This window comes from Antarcticimicrobium luteum (assembly GCF_004358185.1).
Taxonomy (GTDB): Bacteria; Pseudomonadota; Alphaproteobacteria; order Rhodobacterales; family Rhodobacteraceae; genus Antarcticimicrobium; species Antarcticimicrobium luteum.
On sequence record NZ_SMUV01000074.1, the window covers coordinates 447,603 to 463,362 of the forward strand.

Below are 15,760 nucleotides of genomic sequence, written 5' to 3' on the forward strand. Positions count from 1 at the left end.
AATGGCCTGTGTACAATCCGCCGGACGTCAGCCAACCTCCATCCGCTCATGTTCCAGTTGATCGATGTGAAATGCTGTCTATGTTTGCGCATCGCTTCCGGGCGACACGCGACCGATGGTCTTTGGGAGGTTAAGTGCGCAAATTTAAAAAGACAGACATGGTCTCCGGGTTGGTCGTTGGCATAGCCTTCGCGGTCTTTGTATTTTCGCTGGAAGCGACCAGATACAATCGGTTCGCGGATGCGGAAAGGCATGAGGCGCAACTGTTCGCCGAAGACCTGAAGGAGAAACTCGAACATGCTCTGCTTGAACATGAGCTGAGAGCGCGTGGGTTGACGACAGCCATCGAGCTGAGCGGCGACATCAGCCAGGCGAGGTTCTCCCTTCTCGCCGATCGTTTCAAGAAACTGGACACTTCGATCCTGAATCTGGCGGTTGTCGAAAACGGGATCGTCAAACTGGTGCACCCGTTCGAGCAGAACCGGCACCTGGTCGGATACAACCTGCGCAACGATGCAAAACAATGGCAGGCCGTCGCCCGCGCCTACCGGACAGGCGAGGTGACCATACAGGGGCCCGTTCCGCTGTTGCAGGGCAGGCTCGGATTGTTGCTGCGCACACCGGTGGCCGAATATGGCGCCGATTCAGAGCATTTCCGGGTATCCAAGATCATTACGGTTGCCATCGACGCAAGCGCGATCTTCCAAACCGCCCTTGGGCTGACCTCTGACTCGAATATCCCCGAGTCAGGATTCCAGGTTGCATTGACGACTGCTCAAACCGGCGGTGACGTTATCGGCGCCACCAAAGTCTTCGAGAATGACCCGACGGTTGTGACCCTTGCCGTTCCGGGAACCGAATTGAAACTGGGCGTCGCCCCAGATGGAGATTGGGCGGCTGGATACAGAATCGCCTGGATGAGAAATCTTGGAATTCTGGCCGTACTCTCCATCGTGCTATACGCCGCATACATTTTGCGCCAACAACGCATCGAACGCAACGGGGCGCGCCGCCAACTCGATGCAGCGATCAAGACACTTCCCGATGGCTTTGTTCTTTATGATGCCGAGGATCGCCTCGTCAATTGCAACAAAAAATACAAGGACATGTACAAAAAGAACACTGCCGCGATGGTGCCGGGGGCGCGTTTCGAAGATATTTTGCGGGCCGGGCTTAAAAACGGGCAGTACGCCGATGCAGTCGGGCGCGAGGAAGAGTGGCTGACTGAACGAATGGCCGCGCATAATGCGGCGGATTCGACGAGCGAACAAAGGCTGGAAGATGGAACCTGGCTGCGCATCTTCGAGCGTAAGACACCCGATGGAAGCCGGGTCGGCGTCCGGGTCGACATCACGGAACTGAAGCGACACCAGGAAGAACTTGAAGCGTCGAACGCCAACCTGCTGCAGGCCCTTGCGCAACGCGACATTGCCGAGAAACGCTTTTCCAATGTGGCCGCGCTCAGCAAGGACTGGGTCTGGGAGACTGACAAGGATCTTCGCGTCACCTATATGTCGAACAGCATCCTGAGCAACGAAGTCGCCTTCCTGCTGGGGAACTCCCGACGGGAGGCGTACAAGGATTTCCCCAAGGTTTTCCAAAGCGCCGACTGGAAGTGGCTGGCAGAAAAGGAAAAGGCGCACGAACCATACCGGGATTTTATTTATCAGGCCCATGGCGCGACAGAGGATAACAAGTGGATCCGCACCAGCGGGGATCCGATATTTGACGAAAACGGCGAATTCTCCGGGTATCGCGGTGTCGCATCCGATATCTCTGACGTTTACAACGCTCTGCGCGAGGCCGAGGCGGCAAATGCCGCAAAGACGGAATTCCTGAACGTGATGAGTCACGAACTGCGAACACCGCTCACCGTCATTCTCGGTTTTAATGCCCTATTGACGAAACCTGACCTGTTGCCATCCATGAAAAAACTTGAAAGCGCGCTCAGGTGCGGAAGTTTTTCGACCGAAGATGTCAGTCAGAACCTTGATCAGATCAAGAATGAGGTTTCAAGATATGCGAAAAAAATGGAGGTGGCCGGGAAACATCTTCTGAATCTGATCAACGACATTCTCGATCTCGCCAAGATTGATGCCGGGAAACTCAATATCGATCCAGGTGATGTCCCCCTTTACCCTGTTATTTCTTCTGTCGCGGATCAGCTATCAGAGGCGGCCAGATTAAAATCCCTGGAGCTGAAGACCGTTTCGGGTGCAGAGATCGTTTATGCGGATGAATTGCGCCTGCGCCAGATTCTGATCAATCTTGTTGGAAACGCGTTGAAATTCACCGAACGCGGCCAGGTGGAAATCAGGGCGGAATCGCGGGGCGATAATATCGCGATCCATGTCCGGGACAGCGGACGCGGCATTCCGGAGGAAAAGCTGGAGGCGGTTTTCGGACAATTTGATCAGGTTGACCCCTCGTCCACGCGGGAAAAGGGCGGCACCGGTCTTGGACTGGCGATTTCAAAGCAACTGGTTGAACTGCAGGGGGGAACGATGACCGTGGAAAGCGAAGTCGGCGTCGGAAGCACCTTTACCTTCACTCTGCCCGCGGCTGCGTCCCATGCATCAGAAGGTGCCGGTTGTTGACCCGTCCAACCGCGTGAGGCTTTGACCTGCCGGGATCTGCAGCGGCCATGCCTCTAATTCTAATGCCATCCCTCGGGCCACAGGCAGGCAACCGCCGCGGTTCGGGCCCGCGATGGACGATCTTGCGCGTCGTTTCCCGCCAGCCCGGGATAGCGATTGCCAACCGGACCGACTCTGCCCGATGCACAGCGCAAGACCTCGGGTGATGCGTCCGAACCGGAGGGCGGGCGGGGGGCAGGCCCCGCTCACCCCCGGTCAGGTGTTGAACAGGAAGTGCATCACATCGCCGTCCTTGACGATATAGGATTTGCCCTCGGACCGCATCTTGCCGGCCTCCTTGGCGCCCTGCTCGCCGCCGCTGGCGACGAAATCCTCATAGGCGATGGTCTCGGCCCGGATGAAGCCCCGCTCGAAATCGCCATGGATCACGCCGGCGGCCTGCGGCGCGGTGGTGCCATGCTGGATGGTCCAGGCACGCGCCTCCTTGGGGCCGACCGTGAAATAGGTTTCCAGATGCAGCAGCTCATAGCCGGCGCGGATCAGCCGGTCGAGCCCGGCCTCCTCCAGCCCCATCTCCTCGAGGAACATCTGCGCCTCTTCCGGGTCGAGCTGGCTGATCTCCTCCTCGATCCGGGCGCTGATGACCACATGCGCATTGCCCTCGTCGGCGGCCATCTTCGCCACCGCTTCCGAATGGGCGTTGCCGCTCGCGGCGTCCGCTTCCGAGACGTTGCAGACATAGAGCACCGGCTTGGTGCTGAGCAGTTGCAGCATTTTCCAGGCCTTGGCGTCCTCCGCGTCCACCTCGACCACGCGGGCGGGCCGGCCGTCCTCGATCGCGGCCTGGGCGGCGGCTAGCAGGCGGTCCTGCTGCTGCGCCTCCTTGTCGTTCCCCTTGAGCTTGCGCACCAGGTTGGCGCGGCGCTTCTCGATGCTCTCCAGATCGGCCAGCATCAGCTCGGTCTCGATGGTCCCGGCATCGGCCACCGGATCGACGCGCCCCTCCACATGGGTCACGTCGCCATCCTCGAAACAGCGCAGCACATGGGCGATGGCGTCGACCTCGCGGATGTTGGCCAGAAACTGGTTGCCCAGCCCCTCGCCCTTCGAGGCGCCCTTCACCAGACCGGCAATATCAACAAAGGTCATCCGGGTCGGGATGATCTGCTTGCTGCCCGCCGCCGCGGCCAGACTGTCCAGCCGCGCGTCGGGCACCGCCACCTCGCCAACGTTCGGCTCGATCGTGCAGAACGGGAAATTCGCCGCCTGCGCCGCGGCGGTCCTGGTCAGCGCATTAAACAGCGTGGACTTGCCCACATTGGGCAACCCCACGATCCCCATCTTGAAGCCCATCTCGGCCCTCCGCATCATCGGTTTCGGCGCCTTCTATGCTTTGGCGCCGTACTCTGCAACGGGCCATGTCGTCCCCCGCGCGGCCCCTGCCCGGCCCCCGGCCATGCCGCACCGCCTGCTTTCCGGTCCGCGAAACCGCCCGCAGACCGCACCGGGTTTCACCGGCCCGCATACGCCTTTGCCATTGATTTCCGCAGACGCATTCGCCAAACCGGGCCGGCAGACACACGCCGACAGACACCGAAGGAAGACAGGGGCCGTTCATGACACGTATCGACGCCAAATTCGCCGAGCTCCGGGGACAGGGGAAAAAGGCCTTCGTCTCCTATGTCATGGCGGGCGATCCCGATTATGCCACCTCGCTGGAGGTGGTGAAGGGACTGCCGGGCGCCGGGGTCGACATCATCGAACTGGGACTTCCCTTTACCGACCCGATGGCCGACGGGCCGACCATCCAGGCCGCCGGCCAGCGCGCGCTGGAGGCCGGCATGACCCTGCAAAAGACCCTCGATCTGGCGACCGAGTTCCGCAAGACCGACGACACCACCCCGATCGTGCTGATGGGCTATTACAACCCGATCTACAATCGCGGCGTCGACACCTTCCTCACCGACGCAAAGGCCGCCGGAATCGACGGGCTGATCGTGGTGGACTTGCCGCCCGAAGAGGACGACGAGCTGTGCATCCCCGCGCAGGCGGCGGGGCTGAACTTCATCCGCCTGGCCACTCCCACCACCGATGACAAACGCCTGCCCAAAGTGCTGCAGAACACCTCCGGCTTCGTCTATTACGTCTCGATCACCGGCATCACCGGCGCGGCCGAGGCGCAGGCAACCGACGTCGCCCCCGAGGTGGCGCGGATCAAGGCCAAGACCGACCTGCCGGTCATCGTGGGTTTCGGCGTCCGGACCCCCGACACCGCGCGCGCCATCGCCGGCGCCGCCGACGGCACCGTGGTCGGCTCGGCCATCGTCAGCCAGATCGCGGCGGGCAAGCCGCCGGCCGAGGTGCTGGCCTTCGTGAAATCCCTTGCCGACGGCGCGCACAGCGCCTGACATTTTTCTTGACCGGGGTCCACCCGTCCTGTCCCACCTTGCGCTCAAGTCGGCGGCAATGCACCAAATCGGTGCGTGCCATGCCATTCTTTTCGCCAGGAGAGGATCAGATATGGCCGAGAGCATTCCCCGCGCTGGCGCAGGCAGCCGATCGGCACATCGCCGAGGTCTATCGCGGCAGGGTTGGGATGATCTGAGCCGCCCCGCCCCTCGCCCAGGACGATGCGAACGCCTTGCAAGCGCCGGACCACGGGAACGCTCTGGCGCTTGCCCCCGGCCCTGCGCCGCGCCCCTGCGCCCCGCCACGGGCATCATTTGCGACATTGTCTAATCATCCCGGCATTGGTAACCAAACCTGACCAGGGATTTTGCCGGAGGGAACGGCCCGCCATGCCAGTGATCACCAATATCGAGGATCTCAAACGCATTTACGAACGCCGCGTGCCGCGCATGTTCTACGACTACGCCGAAAGCGGCAGTTGGACTGAACAGACCTTCCGCGACAACGTTTCCGATTTCGACCTGATCCGTCTGCGCCAGCGCGTGGCGGTCGACATGTCGGGGCGGACCACCGCCAGCCGCATGATCGGACAGGATGTGGCGATGCCGGTGGCGCTCGCCCCGGTGGGGCTGACCGGGATGCAACATGCCGACGGCGAGATCAAGGCGGCGCGCGCGGCCGAGGCCTTCGGCGTTCCCTTCACCCTGTCCACCATGTCGATCAACTCGATCGAGGATGTGGCCGAAGCCACCACCAACCCCTTCTGGTTCCAACTCTACACCATGAAGGACGAGGACTATGTCCGGCGCCTGATCCAGCGCGCCAAGGATGCCAAATGCTCGGCCTTGGTGATCACGCTCGACCTGCAGTTGCTGGGACAGCGCCACAAGGATCTGAAGAACGGCCTCTCTGCCCCGCCCAAGCTGACGCCGCGGACCATCGCCAACCTCGCCACCAAATGGCGCTGGGGGATCGGAATGCTGGGCGCCAAACGGCGCCACTTCGGCAATATCGTCGGCCATGTGCACGGCATTTCCGACGCCTCCAGCCTGGGCGCCTGGACCGCCGAGCAGTTCGACCCGACGCTCGACTGGGGCAAGATCGGCAAACTGATGGAGCAATGGGGCGGCAAGGTGATCCTCAAGGGTATCCTCGACGCCGAAGACGCGAAGATGGCGGCCAAGCTGGGCGCCGACGCGATCATCGTCTCCAACCACGGCGGCCGCCAGCTCGACGGCGCGCTCAGTTCCATCCGCATGCTGCCCGAGATCATGGACGCGGTGGGTGGCGACGTCGAGGTGCATCTCGACAGCGGCATCCGCTCGGGCCAGGACGTGCTCAAGGCGCTGGCGCTGGGGGCGCAGGGCACCATGATCGGCCGCGCTTTCGTCTACGGACTGGGCGCGATGGGGCAGCAGGGCGTGACCACCGCGCTCGAGGTGATCCGGAAAGAGCTCGACATGACCATGGCGCTCTGCGGTGAACGCAAGGTCACCGAACTGGGCCGCCACAACCTGCTAGTGCCGGAGGATTTCGGCGGTCGCTGGCAGAGCTGAGCCTTGCTGATCTTCTCCGACGAAAAGCTGGCCCTGCTGGCCGTGCCCAAGACCGGGACCACCGCGCTGGAACTGGCGCTGCGGCCGCGCGCCGACATCGCCTTTTCCAAGCAGCGCAAGCACATTACCGCACAGCGGTTCCACAACCAGATCGCGCCGTTCCTGAAGCGCGCCTTCGGTCTGGTGCCGGAACGGCTGGCGGTGATGCGCGAGCCAGAGGACCAGATCCGCAGCTGGTTCAAATACCGCAGCCGCGACCGGCTGCAGGACAAGGATGCCGCCACCGACGGGCTGAGCTTCGACGATTTCGTCCGCGACGTGATCCGCGACGATCCCCCGCCCCATGCGCGGGTCGGCAGCCAGTTCCGTTTCCTCACCTCGGCGCGCAAGCAGCTTCTGGTGCATCACCTCTTCGCCTACGAGGACCAGGCCCAACTCCTGGCCTTCCTGAAAGACCGGCTGGGGGCGCCGGTCACACCGCAACTCAGGAACGTCTCGCCCCCCGCCGAGGCCCCGCTCGACCCGGACCTGCGGGCAGAGCTGCGCGTCGCGCGGGCAGAGGAGTTCGCGCTCTACGACCGGCTGATGGCGGCGGGTGGCCACCTGGTCACGGATCCGGGCTGAACCCGCTGCGCCCGGCCGGCTCATGGCCGCCACAATCCCCCTTTCCATCGCACCCCATCTCGTCTATACGCGCGACTTCACGCGGGCATACAGCCTTGGAGGATGCCCGCCCTAACCTTGGAGAAATATCATGGCTGGAGAGATTCCTGATCTCGTAGCTCTGGAACGGACGGGGACAGGCAAGGGCGCCGCTCGTCAGGCGCGCCGCGCCGGCATGGTTCCTGGCGTTGTGTTTGGTGGCGACAAAGATCCGCTGGCGATCCAGATCCCCTTCAACGCACTGCTGAAGAAACTGAAGGCGGGCCGCTTCAAGTCCACCCTGTTCAACCTGAAGGTCGAAGGGCACGAGGATGTGCGCGTAATCTGCCGCGACGTGCAGCGCGACGTGGTCAAAGACCTGCCGACGCACCTGGACCTGATGCGCCTGCGCCGCACCTCGAAGATCAACCTCTTCATCCCGGTCGAGTTCATCAACGAAGAGGCCGCACCGGGCATCAAGAAGGGTGGCGTTCTGACCATCGTCCGCCCCGAGGTCGAACTGATGGTGACCGCCGGCGACATCCCGGAAAAGCTGACCGTGGACCTCACCGGCCTGAACGTCGGCGACACGGTGACGATCTCCGCGATCACGCTTCCGGAGGGCGCCAAGCCGACCATCGACCGCGACTTCGTGATCGCCAACATCCAGGCCCCGTCGGGCCTGCGTTCCTCCGAGAACGAGGATGACGGCGAAGCCGAAGAGGTCGAGGCAGCTGCCGAGGAATAATCCCCCTCGCACCGCAATTGGAAACGGGGTCCTTCGGGGCCCCGTTTTCGTTTGCCGCGCCCGCCCTTCCCGCTCTGGATTCCGCGCCGGAATCCGGGCATGTAGAACCCACCCGTTCACCTGCGAGGGATGCGATGCAACTCTTTGTCGGCCTTGGCAATCCGGGCGCGAAATACGCGCGCAACCGGCACAACATCGGCTTCATGGCGCTGGACCGCATCGCCGAGGACCACGGCTTTGGCCCATGGAAATCGAAATTCCAGGGCCAGATCGCCGAGGGCCGCCTCGGCGGCGACAAGGTGCTGCTGCTGAAACCGGAAACCTTCATGAACCGCTCCGGCCAGTCCGTCGGCGAGGCGATGCGGTTCTACAAGCTGGAGCCGGGCGATGTGACCGTGTTCCACGACGAGCTTGACCTCGCGCCGGGCAAGGTGCGGGTGAAACAGGGCGGCGGCCATGCCGGCCACAACGGGCTGCGCTCGATCCACGACCATATCGGCGAGGGGTATCGCCGCGTGCGCCTCGGTATCGGCCACCCGGGGCGCAAGGAGGCGGTGGCGGGCTATGTGCTGCACGATTTCCCCAAGGCCGACGAGGACTGGCTTGACGACGTTCTGCGCGGCCTCTCCGACGGCGCCGGCCAACTCGCCGCCGGTGACGGCGGCAAGTTCATGAACGCCGTCGCCCTGCGCACCGCGCCGCCGCGCTCTTCGACCTCGCCGAAACCGGAGGCAAAGCCGGGCGCGCCCGCCAAGCCGGATGACGGCACCGCCCCCCCGGCCGAAGACGGCCGCAGCCCGATGCAGAAACTCATGGACAGGTTCCGGTGACCCTGCCGGGCGCGCTGCGCCAGCAGGCGGCGTCCTGCGACCGGCTCGGCTCGCCCTTCATGGCGCGGCTGCTGACCCGGGCTGGGGCCGACCATTGGCCGGCGGGCAGCGCCCTCACCCTGCGGCTCTGGCCCGGGGATCTGACCATCGAACTGGGCCGCGCCGATTTCCACGGCCGCTGGGTGCGCTGGAACGCCTAGGCCGGTTTCCCCAGCGTCGCCCTTGCCGCAGGCCCCCCGCTCAGCTCAGATAGGGCAAAGCGGGAGGAGAAGAGATGCGTGCAATCGGGAAATGGCTGGGCCGGGTCCTGCTGGCCCTGGTGCTGGCCGTGGTCGTCGTGGGCCTGTGGAAACGCGAAGAGATCCTGCGCCTCTGGGCGGTCAACACGCTTTTCGACGAGGGGCGGATCGTGCAGAACTTCTCGCATATGGACGCGGCCTTCCTCACCGTGCCGCTGCCGCGTGGCGAGGCCACGGCGAGCCCCCTGGCCAAGGGGGCAGCCATCGCCCTGCCCGCAGGCGCCGATACCTGGCTGCAAGAACGTGCCGTCACCTCGCTGCTGGTGATGAAGGACGGCGAGATCCGGTTCGAGGATTATTACCTCGGCACCGCCCCCGACGACCGCCGGATCTCATGGTCGGTCGCAAAAAGCTATCTCTCCGCCCTGCTCGGCGTGCTGCTGGAAGAGGGCGCGATCACCTCGATTGACGAGCCGGTGGTGAAATACGCGCCCCTGCTCAAGGGCTCGGCCTATGACGGCGCCAGCATCCGCAACGTGCTGAACATGGCCTCGGGCGTCACCTTCGACGAGGATTACTTCGACTTCAATTCCGACATCAACCGCATGGGCCGGGTGGTGGCCCTCGGCGGCACGCTGGACGATTTCGCGGCAAGCTTCACCGACCGCTTCGCCGCGCCGGGCGAGACCTGGCAATATGTCTCCATCGACACCCATGTGATCGGCATGGTGATCCGCGGCGCCACCGGGCGCAGCGTGACCGAACTGCTGCAGGAAAAGATCCTGACCCCGCTGAGACCGGAGAGCGATGGCTATTACATCACCGACGGGGCCGGCACCGCCTTTGTCCTCGGCGGGCTGAACTTCACCACCCGGGATTTCGCCCGCTTCGGCCAGATGGTCCTGCAGGACGGCGCCTTCGGCGGCACTCAGGTCGTCCCGGCCGATTGGATCGCCGCCTCGACCGCGCCCAGCGCCCCCACCGCCCCGGGCAAGACCCGCTACGGCTTTCAATGGTGGATTCCGGTCGATTACCATGAGGGCGAGTTTTTCGCGCGCGGGGTCTACGGCCAGTTCATCTATATCGACCGCCCCGCCGGCGTGGTGATCGTCGCCACCGGCGCCGACCGGCGATTCCGGGACGAGGGCGCGTTCGAGCAGAACCTGGAAATGTTCCGCCGAATCGTACAGACCCTGTAGGCTGCCCCCATGGAACCGGATGACAGCCTCAATGTGCTCGGCGGGGTGCTCGCGCCCTGTTCGCGCGATCCGCTGACCGGGTTCTTCCGCGACGGGCATTGCAACACCTGCGCGGCGGACCAGGGCAGCCACACCGTCTGCACGGTGATGACCGACGAATTCCTCGCGTTTTCGAAATATGTCGGCAACGACCTGAGCACGCCGCGACCCGAATTCGGGTTTCCGGGCCTCAAGTCAGGCGACCGCTGGTGCCTGTGTGCCGCGCGGTTCCTGCAGGCCCATGAAGAGGGATGCGCACCCAGGGTGCATCTGGCCGCGACCCATGCCCGCGCGCTGGACGTGGTGCCGCTGTCGGTGCTGCGCGAGAACGCTGCGCCCTAATCGCCGGCCATCAGATCCTCGATGAACAGGCTCAGCAATTGGGGCCGGCCGCTGACCCCGGCCTTGCGATAGATCGCGTTGCTCTGCGCCTTGACGGTGCCGTCCGAGGTGTTGCGCAGCTCGGCGATCTCGGCCAGGCTCAGCCCCTTGATCGAGAACAGCGCCACATCCCGTTCCGCCGGGGTCAGGCCCCAGGCGCTGAACCGCTCCTCTAGGTGATCCTTGAAGGCCGATTGCACCAGCCGCAGGCTCTCCTCGGCGGCCTGAACCCGGCGCTGGCTGCGGCGATAAGCGATCCAGCCCAGCACCACCCCCAGGATCAGCCCCACCGCGGCGCCGATTTCCAGCAGCTCCCGCGTTTGCCAACTGACCGGGCGCGCGCGGACCTCCAGTACCGTCAGCATGATGTCGGACACGAAGAACATGGCGCAGAGGCCCTGCACCGACATCAGCAGCCCCAGCAGCCAGCCCGCCCTCATGCGGCCGCTCCTGCCGGTGGCGCAGCCGACGCCAGACGCCAATCAGTCATCGCCGCCTTCGCCATCGCCGCCATCCCCGTCGCCACCGTCGCCATCCCCGTCGCCGCCGTCGCCATCGCCGCTCTCCCCATCGCCGCTGTCTGCGCCGTCATCGCCACCGTCGTCACCTCCGGCGTCGCCATCCGTAGCGGGCACACCTTGCGCCTGGCTGAAGAGATCGAGAAGACCGCGGCGCGGGGCGGCGGCGCCTTCTGCCTCTCGGCTCTCGGTATAGTCGCGCAGAATCTCGTTGGTGCGCGGATTTACGATGATCTCGCGCTCACGCGTCGGGCTGGCGGCGACGATCCGGGCACGGCCGAGAAAGGTGCGTGTCACGGTGATCTCGGTATAGCCCTGTTGCCGCAGTTGACGGGTGATCGCATCGGTGACCCCGTCCGCCCGGCCGGCGCCGGCGCCGGCCACCACCAGGGTCAGGGCCAGGATCAGCCTGTTCAGTCGTTGCGGCATGGCCCGCCTCCATCCTCATTGCGCGTTTCGGGGCACGGCGTGACCCGTGCCCCGGAACAGCGGGCCGGTCCAGCCATGACGTCCGGTTCCGGATATCACAACTGGCCGCCCGTTTCATGCGGTGCCGGATCAGTCGTCGCCGTCACCGCTTTCGCCGTCGCCGCTTTCGCCGCCATGACCTTCGCCGCCATGACCCTCGCCACCGTGACCGTCACCGCTGTCCCCTTCGCCGCCATCGCTGTCGCCGCTTTCGCCGTGTCCGCCGTCGCTGCCGCCGCTCTCGCCGTGACCGGCGCCGTCGTCGCCGCTGTCATGGCCGGCACCGTCGTCGCCGCCGCTGTCATGGCCGGCACCGTCGTCGCCGCTGTCATGGCCCACACCGTCGTCGCCGCTGTCATGGCCGACGCCGTCATCGCCGCTGCTGTCATGGCCCACACCATCGTCGCCGCTGTCGTGGCCGACGCCGGAGGCACCACCGGCGACGCCGGCGGCCGCCTGGCCGGCACCATCGAAATCGCGCCCCACGCGCCCGGCATAATCCGAGGCATGCGCGGTCGCGGTCAACCCAAGCAGAATGGCGCTGGTGGTCATCAGAATTCTGGTCATGTCGTTTCTCCTGTCGTTGTCATGAACCGGTGTGGCGGTGAACGTCCGCCTGGTTCGACACTCGGCCCATCGGGGACAGGAAAACCATTCCGCACAGGTTTATTCCGGCGGAGGGCCCCTCGCGGTTTAGGGCTGCAAACTTTGGTTTAGGCGATAAAACAAAGGGGCCGCCCAAAGGCAGCCCCCGTATCCTGTCCCGTCGCGGCCCGCGTTCAGTCGGCGTCGCGCCCCTCGGTGTCGGACATGTCAAAGCCGAGGTGCTTGGCGACGGTAAAGATGTCCTTGTCGCCGCGCCCGCACATGTTCATCACGATGATATGCTCGCGCGGCAGATCTCCGGCGATCTTCATCACATGGGCCAGTGCATGGCTCGGCTCCAGCGCCGGGATGATTCCCTCCAGCGCGCAAGAAAGCTGGAACGCCTCCAGCGCCTCCTTGTCGGTGATCGAGACATATTGCGCCCGGCCCACCTCGTGCAGCCAGGAATGCTCCGGCCCGATGCCGGGGTAATCGAGGCCCGCCGAGATCGAATAGCCTTCCAGGATCTGGCCGTCATCGTCCTGCAACAGATAGGTGCGGTTGCCGTGCAGCACACCGGGGCGCCCGCCGGTCAGGCTGGCGCAATGCTGCATCTTTTCGTCCACACCCTTGCCGCCGGCCTCGACGCCGATGATGTTCACCGATTTGTCGTCTAGGAACGGATAGAACAGCCCCATCGCGTTCGAGCCGCCGCCAATCGCCGCGATCACGGTGTCGGGCAGGCGCCCCTCGCCCTCCTGCTCGGCCAGCTGCCAGCGCACCTCCTTGCCGATGATCGACTGGAAATCGCGCACCATCGCCGGATAGGGGTGCGGGCCGGCCACCGTGCCGATGCAATAGAAGGTATCGCGCACATTGGTCACCCAGTCGCGCAGCGCGTCGTTCATCGCGTCCTTGAGCGTGCCGCGACCGGATGTCACCGGAATCACCTCGGCGCCCAGCAGGCGCATGCGGAACACGTTGGGGGCCTGCCGCCGCACGTCATGGGCGCCCATGTAGACCACGCATTTCAGCCCGAACTTGGCGCAGACCGTGGCGGTGGCCACGCCATGCTGCCCCGCCCCGGTCTCGGCGATGATCCGGGTCTTGCCCATGCGCCGCGCCAGCAGGATCTGGCCCAGCACGTTGTTGATCTTATGCGCGCCGGTATGGTTCAGCTCGTCGCGCTTGAGATAGATCTTTGCGCCGCCCAGATGGTCGGTGAGCCGTTCGGCGAAGTAAAGCGGGCTGGGCCGGCCGACATAGTTCTTCCACAGATCGTCCATCTCGGCCCAGAAGGCCGGGTCGGTCTTGGCCCGTTCGTACTCTTCCTCGAGGCTCAGGATCAGCGGCATCAGCGTCTCGCTGACAAAGCGGCCGCCGAATATGCCGAACCGGCCCTTGTCGTCAGGGCCGTTCATGAAGCTGTTGAAAAGATCGTCGGCCATCGCGCGTTCCCCCGCTGTCAATCCAGATAGCGTTTAAAGCCAATATGCGAGGCGGTAAAGCCGAGCCGTTCGTAGAAACGGTGGCTGTCGGTGCGGCTTTTGTTCATGGTCAGCTGGATCAGCCCACAACCGGCCTCGCGCGCCCGCCTCTCGACGTCGGCGAACATCTGCGCCCCTAAGCCCTGGCCGCGCAGATGATCCGCGACGCGGACGCCCTCGACCTGCGCCCGGCGCGTGGCCGAGAGCGACAGACCCGAGATGAAGGTCAACTGATAGGTGGCCACCACCGCGCCGCTGTCATCCTCGCCGACGATCAGCTTGTTCGCGCCCTCCCGCTGCATCGCGTCGAAGGCGGCCAGGTAGCGGTCCATCCCGGCGGTTTCGCGGCCCTTGCCCAGCATGTCGTCGGCCATCAGGGCCACCACGGCGGCCACATCTTCGCGGCCCCCCTCGCGGAATCGAATCGTCATCGTGCCGCCGCCTCTACAAAGTCGCGGATCAGATCCGCGTCCTTCACTCCCGGCGCGCTTTCCACACCGGACGAGACATCGACCTGCCGCGCGCCGGTCAGGCGGATCGCGGCGGCGACGTTCTCGGGGGTCAGCCCGCCGGCCAGCATCCAGGGCCGCTGCCAGTATTTCCGCCCGGCCAGCAGTTGCCAGTCGAAAGCCAGCCCGTTGCCGCCGGGCAGCTCCGCCCCCCGGGGCGGTTTGGCGTCGATCAACAGCTGGTCGGCCACCTGGGCGTAAAGGTCGATCTGTGCCAGATCCGCCGCATCCTCCACGCCCACCGCCTTCATCACCGGCAGGCCATAGCGCGCGCGGACCGCGCTCACCCGTTCGGGGCTTTCCTTGCCGTGCAGCTGCAACATGTCCAGCGGCACGGTCTCGGTCAGCCGGTCCAGCGTCGCATCATCGGCATTCACCGTCAGCGCCACCTTGCAAATGCCCTCGGGCAAGCTCAGCGCCAGCTGCGCGGCCTCGTCCAGCCCCAGGTTGCGCGGCGATTTGGCAAAGAAGACAAACCCGACATAGGCGGCCCCGGCCTCGGCGGCCGCCCGCACATCGGCTGCCCGGCGCAGCCCGCAGATTTTCACCCGGATGTCAGATCTCATGGCTGGCGGTTTAGCGCGCTCTCGGAACGGGGGAAACCGTTTTCCACCCGGACCGCGGGACAGCCGGCCTCAGCTCGCCTCGTCCAGCAGCGCCAGCACCTCGTCCTCGTCCCCGGACTTGGCGCGTTTGAGCCGCGTGACCTCGCGCTCCAGCTTGCGGACCTCGCGATGCTTCTGGCCGGCCTCGCGCCGGTGTCTGTACTCGCGCATCCATTCCCAGACAAAGCCGATGACCAGCCCCGCCGCGATGCCGCCCAGCATGACGACGAAAAGCGGCAGCGAGATGGAGAAATTCCACCCCAGCAGCCCGGCGATATCGTCGGGCATCAGTTTCAGCGTCACCGCCCCGCGATTGGCCAGCGAGACCGAGATCAGCACGATCCCCAGCACCGCCAGGAACCCGTAGCGAATATAGCGCATCAGCTTTCTTTTCCGTTCAATCGATCGCGCAGCAGTTTGCCCGTCTTGAAAAAGGGGACGTATTTCTCTTCAACATGCACGGTTTCGCCGGTGCGCGGATTGCGACCGATGCGCGCGTCGCGCTGTTTCACCGAAAACGCGCCAAAGCCGCGCAACTCCACCCGGTCGCCGCGGGCCATCGCCTCGGTCACCTCTTCGAACACGGTGTTCACGATACGCTCCACATCCCGCTGATACAGATGCGGGTTTTCGTCGGCAATCTTCTGGATCAGTTCCGAGCGGATCATGGGTGGCCCTCCCGAGGCGCAGAGTGTCTTGTGACAAGCATTCTTCAGTGCGTTTTGCTGGACTATAAGCGGAATATTTCGCCACGGGAACCGGAAGTACAGGTTTTAACACGGAAATTCTGGCCTGACAGCACTTTCCGTCGCGGCCCGGGCTGGATTCCTGCCCCCCGCCGCACGCCGCGACACGCGGCGCGCCGCCCGGCGCCACATCGGCCCGAATCGCTGAACGCCCCCCGCGCAAAGGAAAACGGGCCCCGGACATGATGTCCGGGGCCCGCTC

The 15,760-nt window shown here is 64.7% G+C and carries 18 protein-coding genes; 9 read left to right on the forward strand and 9 right to left on the reverse strand.

The window, feature by feature from the left end:
* Positions 1-134: 134 nt before the first annotated feature.
* Complete coding sequence (locus E1832_RS22235; RefSeq protein WP_133361969.1) at positions 135-2,597, forward strand: ATP-binding protein; 2,463 nt, start codon at positions 135-137, stop codon at positions 2,595-2,597.
* Between the two features lie 255 nt (positions 2,598-2,852).
* Here the strand turns inward: E1832_RS22235 and ychF are convergent, their stop codons facing one another.
* On the reverse strand, positions 2,853-3,950 hold the full coding sequence (gene ychF, locus E1832_RS22240) for a redox-regulated ATPase YchF (protein WP_133361970.1): 1,098 nt from the start codon (positions 3,948-3,950) through the stop codon (positions 2,853-2,855).
* A 263-nt stretch (positions 3,951-4,213) separates the two neighbouring features.
* On the opposite strand from ychF, the gene trpA reads away from it, so the two are divergent.
* From trpA to E1832_RS22280, 8 genes are all read left to right on the forward strand, one after another.
* Positions 4,214-5,005: a tryptophan synthase subunit alpha gene (gene trpA, locus E1832_RS22245; RefSeq protein WP_133361971.1), complete on the forward strand. Its 792-nt coding sequence runs from the start codon at positions 4,214-4,216 to the stop codon at positions 5,003-5,005.
* Positions 5,006-5,395: 390 nt separating this feature from the next.
* Positions 5,396-6,562 (forward strand): alpha-hydroxy acid oxidase, encoded by a 1,167-nt coding sequence (locus tag E1832_RS22250; protein ID WP_133361972.1) that lies wholly within the window; start codon positions 5,396-5,398, stop codon positions 6,560-6,562.
* A 3-nt stretch (positions 6,563-6,565) separates the two neighbouring features.
* The gene (locus E1832_RS22255; protein ID WP_133361973.1) at positions 6,566-7,186 is read left to right on the forward strand and encodes a hypothetical protein; all 621 of its coding nucleotides are present in this window, start codon (positions 6,566-6,568) and stop codon (positions 7,184-7,186) included.
* A gap of 130 nt (positions 7,187-7,316) precedes the next feature.
* Complete coding sequence (locus tag E1832_RS22260; protein WP_133361974.1) at positions 7,317-7,952, forward strand: 50S ribosomal protein L25/general stress protein Ctc; 636 nt, start codon at positions 7,317-7,319, stop codon at positions 7,950-7,952.
* A 134-nt stretch (positions 7,953-8,086) separates the two neighbouring features.
* A complete protein-coding gene (pth, locus tag E1832_RS22265; protein ID WP_133361975.1) occupies positions 8,087-8,782 on the forward strand; it encodes an aminoacyl-tRNA hydrolase in 696 nt (231 codons plus the stop codon).
* Positions 8,779-8,982 carry a hypothetical protein gene (locus tag E1832_RS22270; protein ID WP_133361976.1) on the forward strand — a complete coding sequence of 68 codons (204 nt, stop codon included), beginning with the start codon at positions 8,779-8,781 and terminating at the stop codon, positions 8,980-8,982. Before pth ends, E1832_RS22270 begins: the two co-directional genes overlap by 4 nt.
* Before the next feature lie 74 nt (positions 8,983-9,056).
* On the forward strand, positions 9,057-10,220 hold the full coding sequence (locus tag E1832_RS22275) for a serine hydrolase domain-containing protein (protein WP_133361977.1): 1,164 nt from the start codon (positions 9,057-9,059) through the stop codon (positions 10,218-10,220).
* A gap of 9 nt (positions 10,221-10,229) precedes the next feature.
* Positions 10,230-10,601, forward strand: coding sequence for a DUF2237 family protein (locus E1832_RS22280; RefSeq protein ID WP_133361978.1), 372 nt, complete (start codon positions 10,230-10,232; stop codon positions 10,599-10,601).
* Here the strand turns inward: E1832_RS22280 and E1832_RS22285 are convergent.
* The 8 genes from E1832_RS22285 to ihfB form a co-directional block, all read right to left on the reverse strand.
* Positions 10,598-11,080, reverse strand: a complete 483-nt coding sequence (locus E1832_RS22285) for a helix-turn-helix transcriptional regulator (protein WP_133361979.1) — start codon at positions 11,078-11,080, stop codon at positions 10,598-10,600. The genes E1832_RS22280 and E1832_RS22285 overlap by 4 nt on opposite strands.
* 42 nt (positions 11,081-11,122) lie before the next feature.
* Complete coding sequence (locus E1832_RS22290; protein WP_133361980.1) at positions 11,123-11,587, reverse strand: hypothetical protein; 465 nt, start codon at positions 11,585-11,587, stop codon at positions 11,123-11,125.
* A 129-nt stretch (positions 11,588-11,716) separates the two neighbouring features.
* Positions 11,717-12,193, reverse strand: a complete 477-nt coding sequence (locus E1832_RS22295; RefSeq protein WP_133361981.1) for a hypothetical protein — start codon at positions 12,191-12,193, stop codon at positions 11,717-11,719.
* A gap of 212 nt (positions 12,194-12,405) precedes the next feature.
* The gene (trpB, locus tag E1832_RS22300; RefSeq protein ID WP_133361982.1) at positions 12,406-13,659 is read right to left on the reverse strand and encodes a tryptophan synthase subunit beta; all 1,254 of its coding nucleotides are present in this window, start codon (positions 13,657-13,659) and stop codon (positions 12,406-12,408) included.
* A 17-nt stretch (positions 13,660-13,676) separates the two neighbouring features.
* Positions 13,677-14,129, reverse strand: coding sequence for a GNAT family N-acetyltransferase (locus tag E1832_RS22305; RefSeq protein WP_133361983.1), 453 nt, complete (start codon positions 14,127-14,129; stop codon positions 13,677-13,679).
* Complete coding sequence (locus E1832_RS22310; protein ID WP_133361984.1) at positions 14,126-14,773, reverse strand: phosphoribosylanthranilate isomerase; 648 nt, start codon at positions 14,771-14,773, stop codon at positions 14,126-14,128. The genes E1832_RS22305 and E1832_RS22310 overlap by 4 nt, the downstream gene beginning before the upstream one ends.
* Positions 14,774-14,842: 69 nt before the next feature.
* Positions 14,843-15,193, reverse strand: a complete 351-nt coding sequence (locus tag E1832_RS22315) for a LapA family protein (protein WP_133361985.1) — start codon at positions 15,191-15,193, stop codon at positions 14,843-14,845.
* Positions 15,193-15,480 carry an integration host factor subunit beta gene (ihfB, locus tag E1832_RS22320; protein ID WP_133361986.1) on the reverse strand — a complete coding sequence of 96 codons (288 nt, stop codon included), beginning with the start codon at positions 15,478-15,480 and terminating at the stop codon, positions 15,193-15,195. Before ihfB ends, E1832_RS22315 begins: the two co-directional genes overlap by 1 nt.
* Between the last annotated feature and the right edge of the window lie 280 nt (positions 15,481-15,760).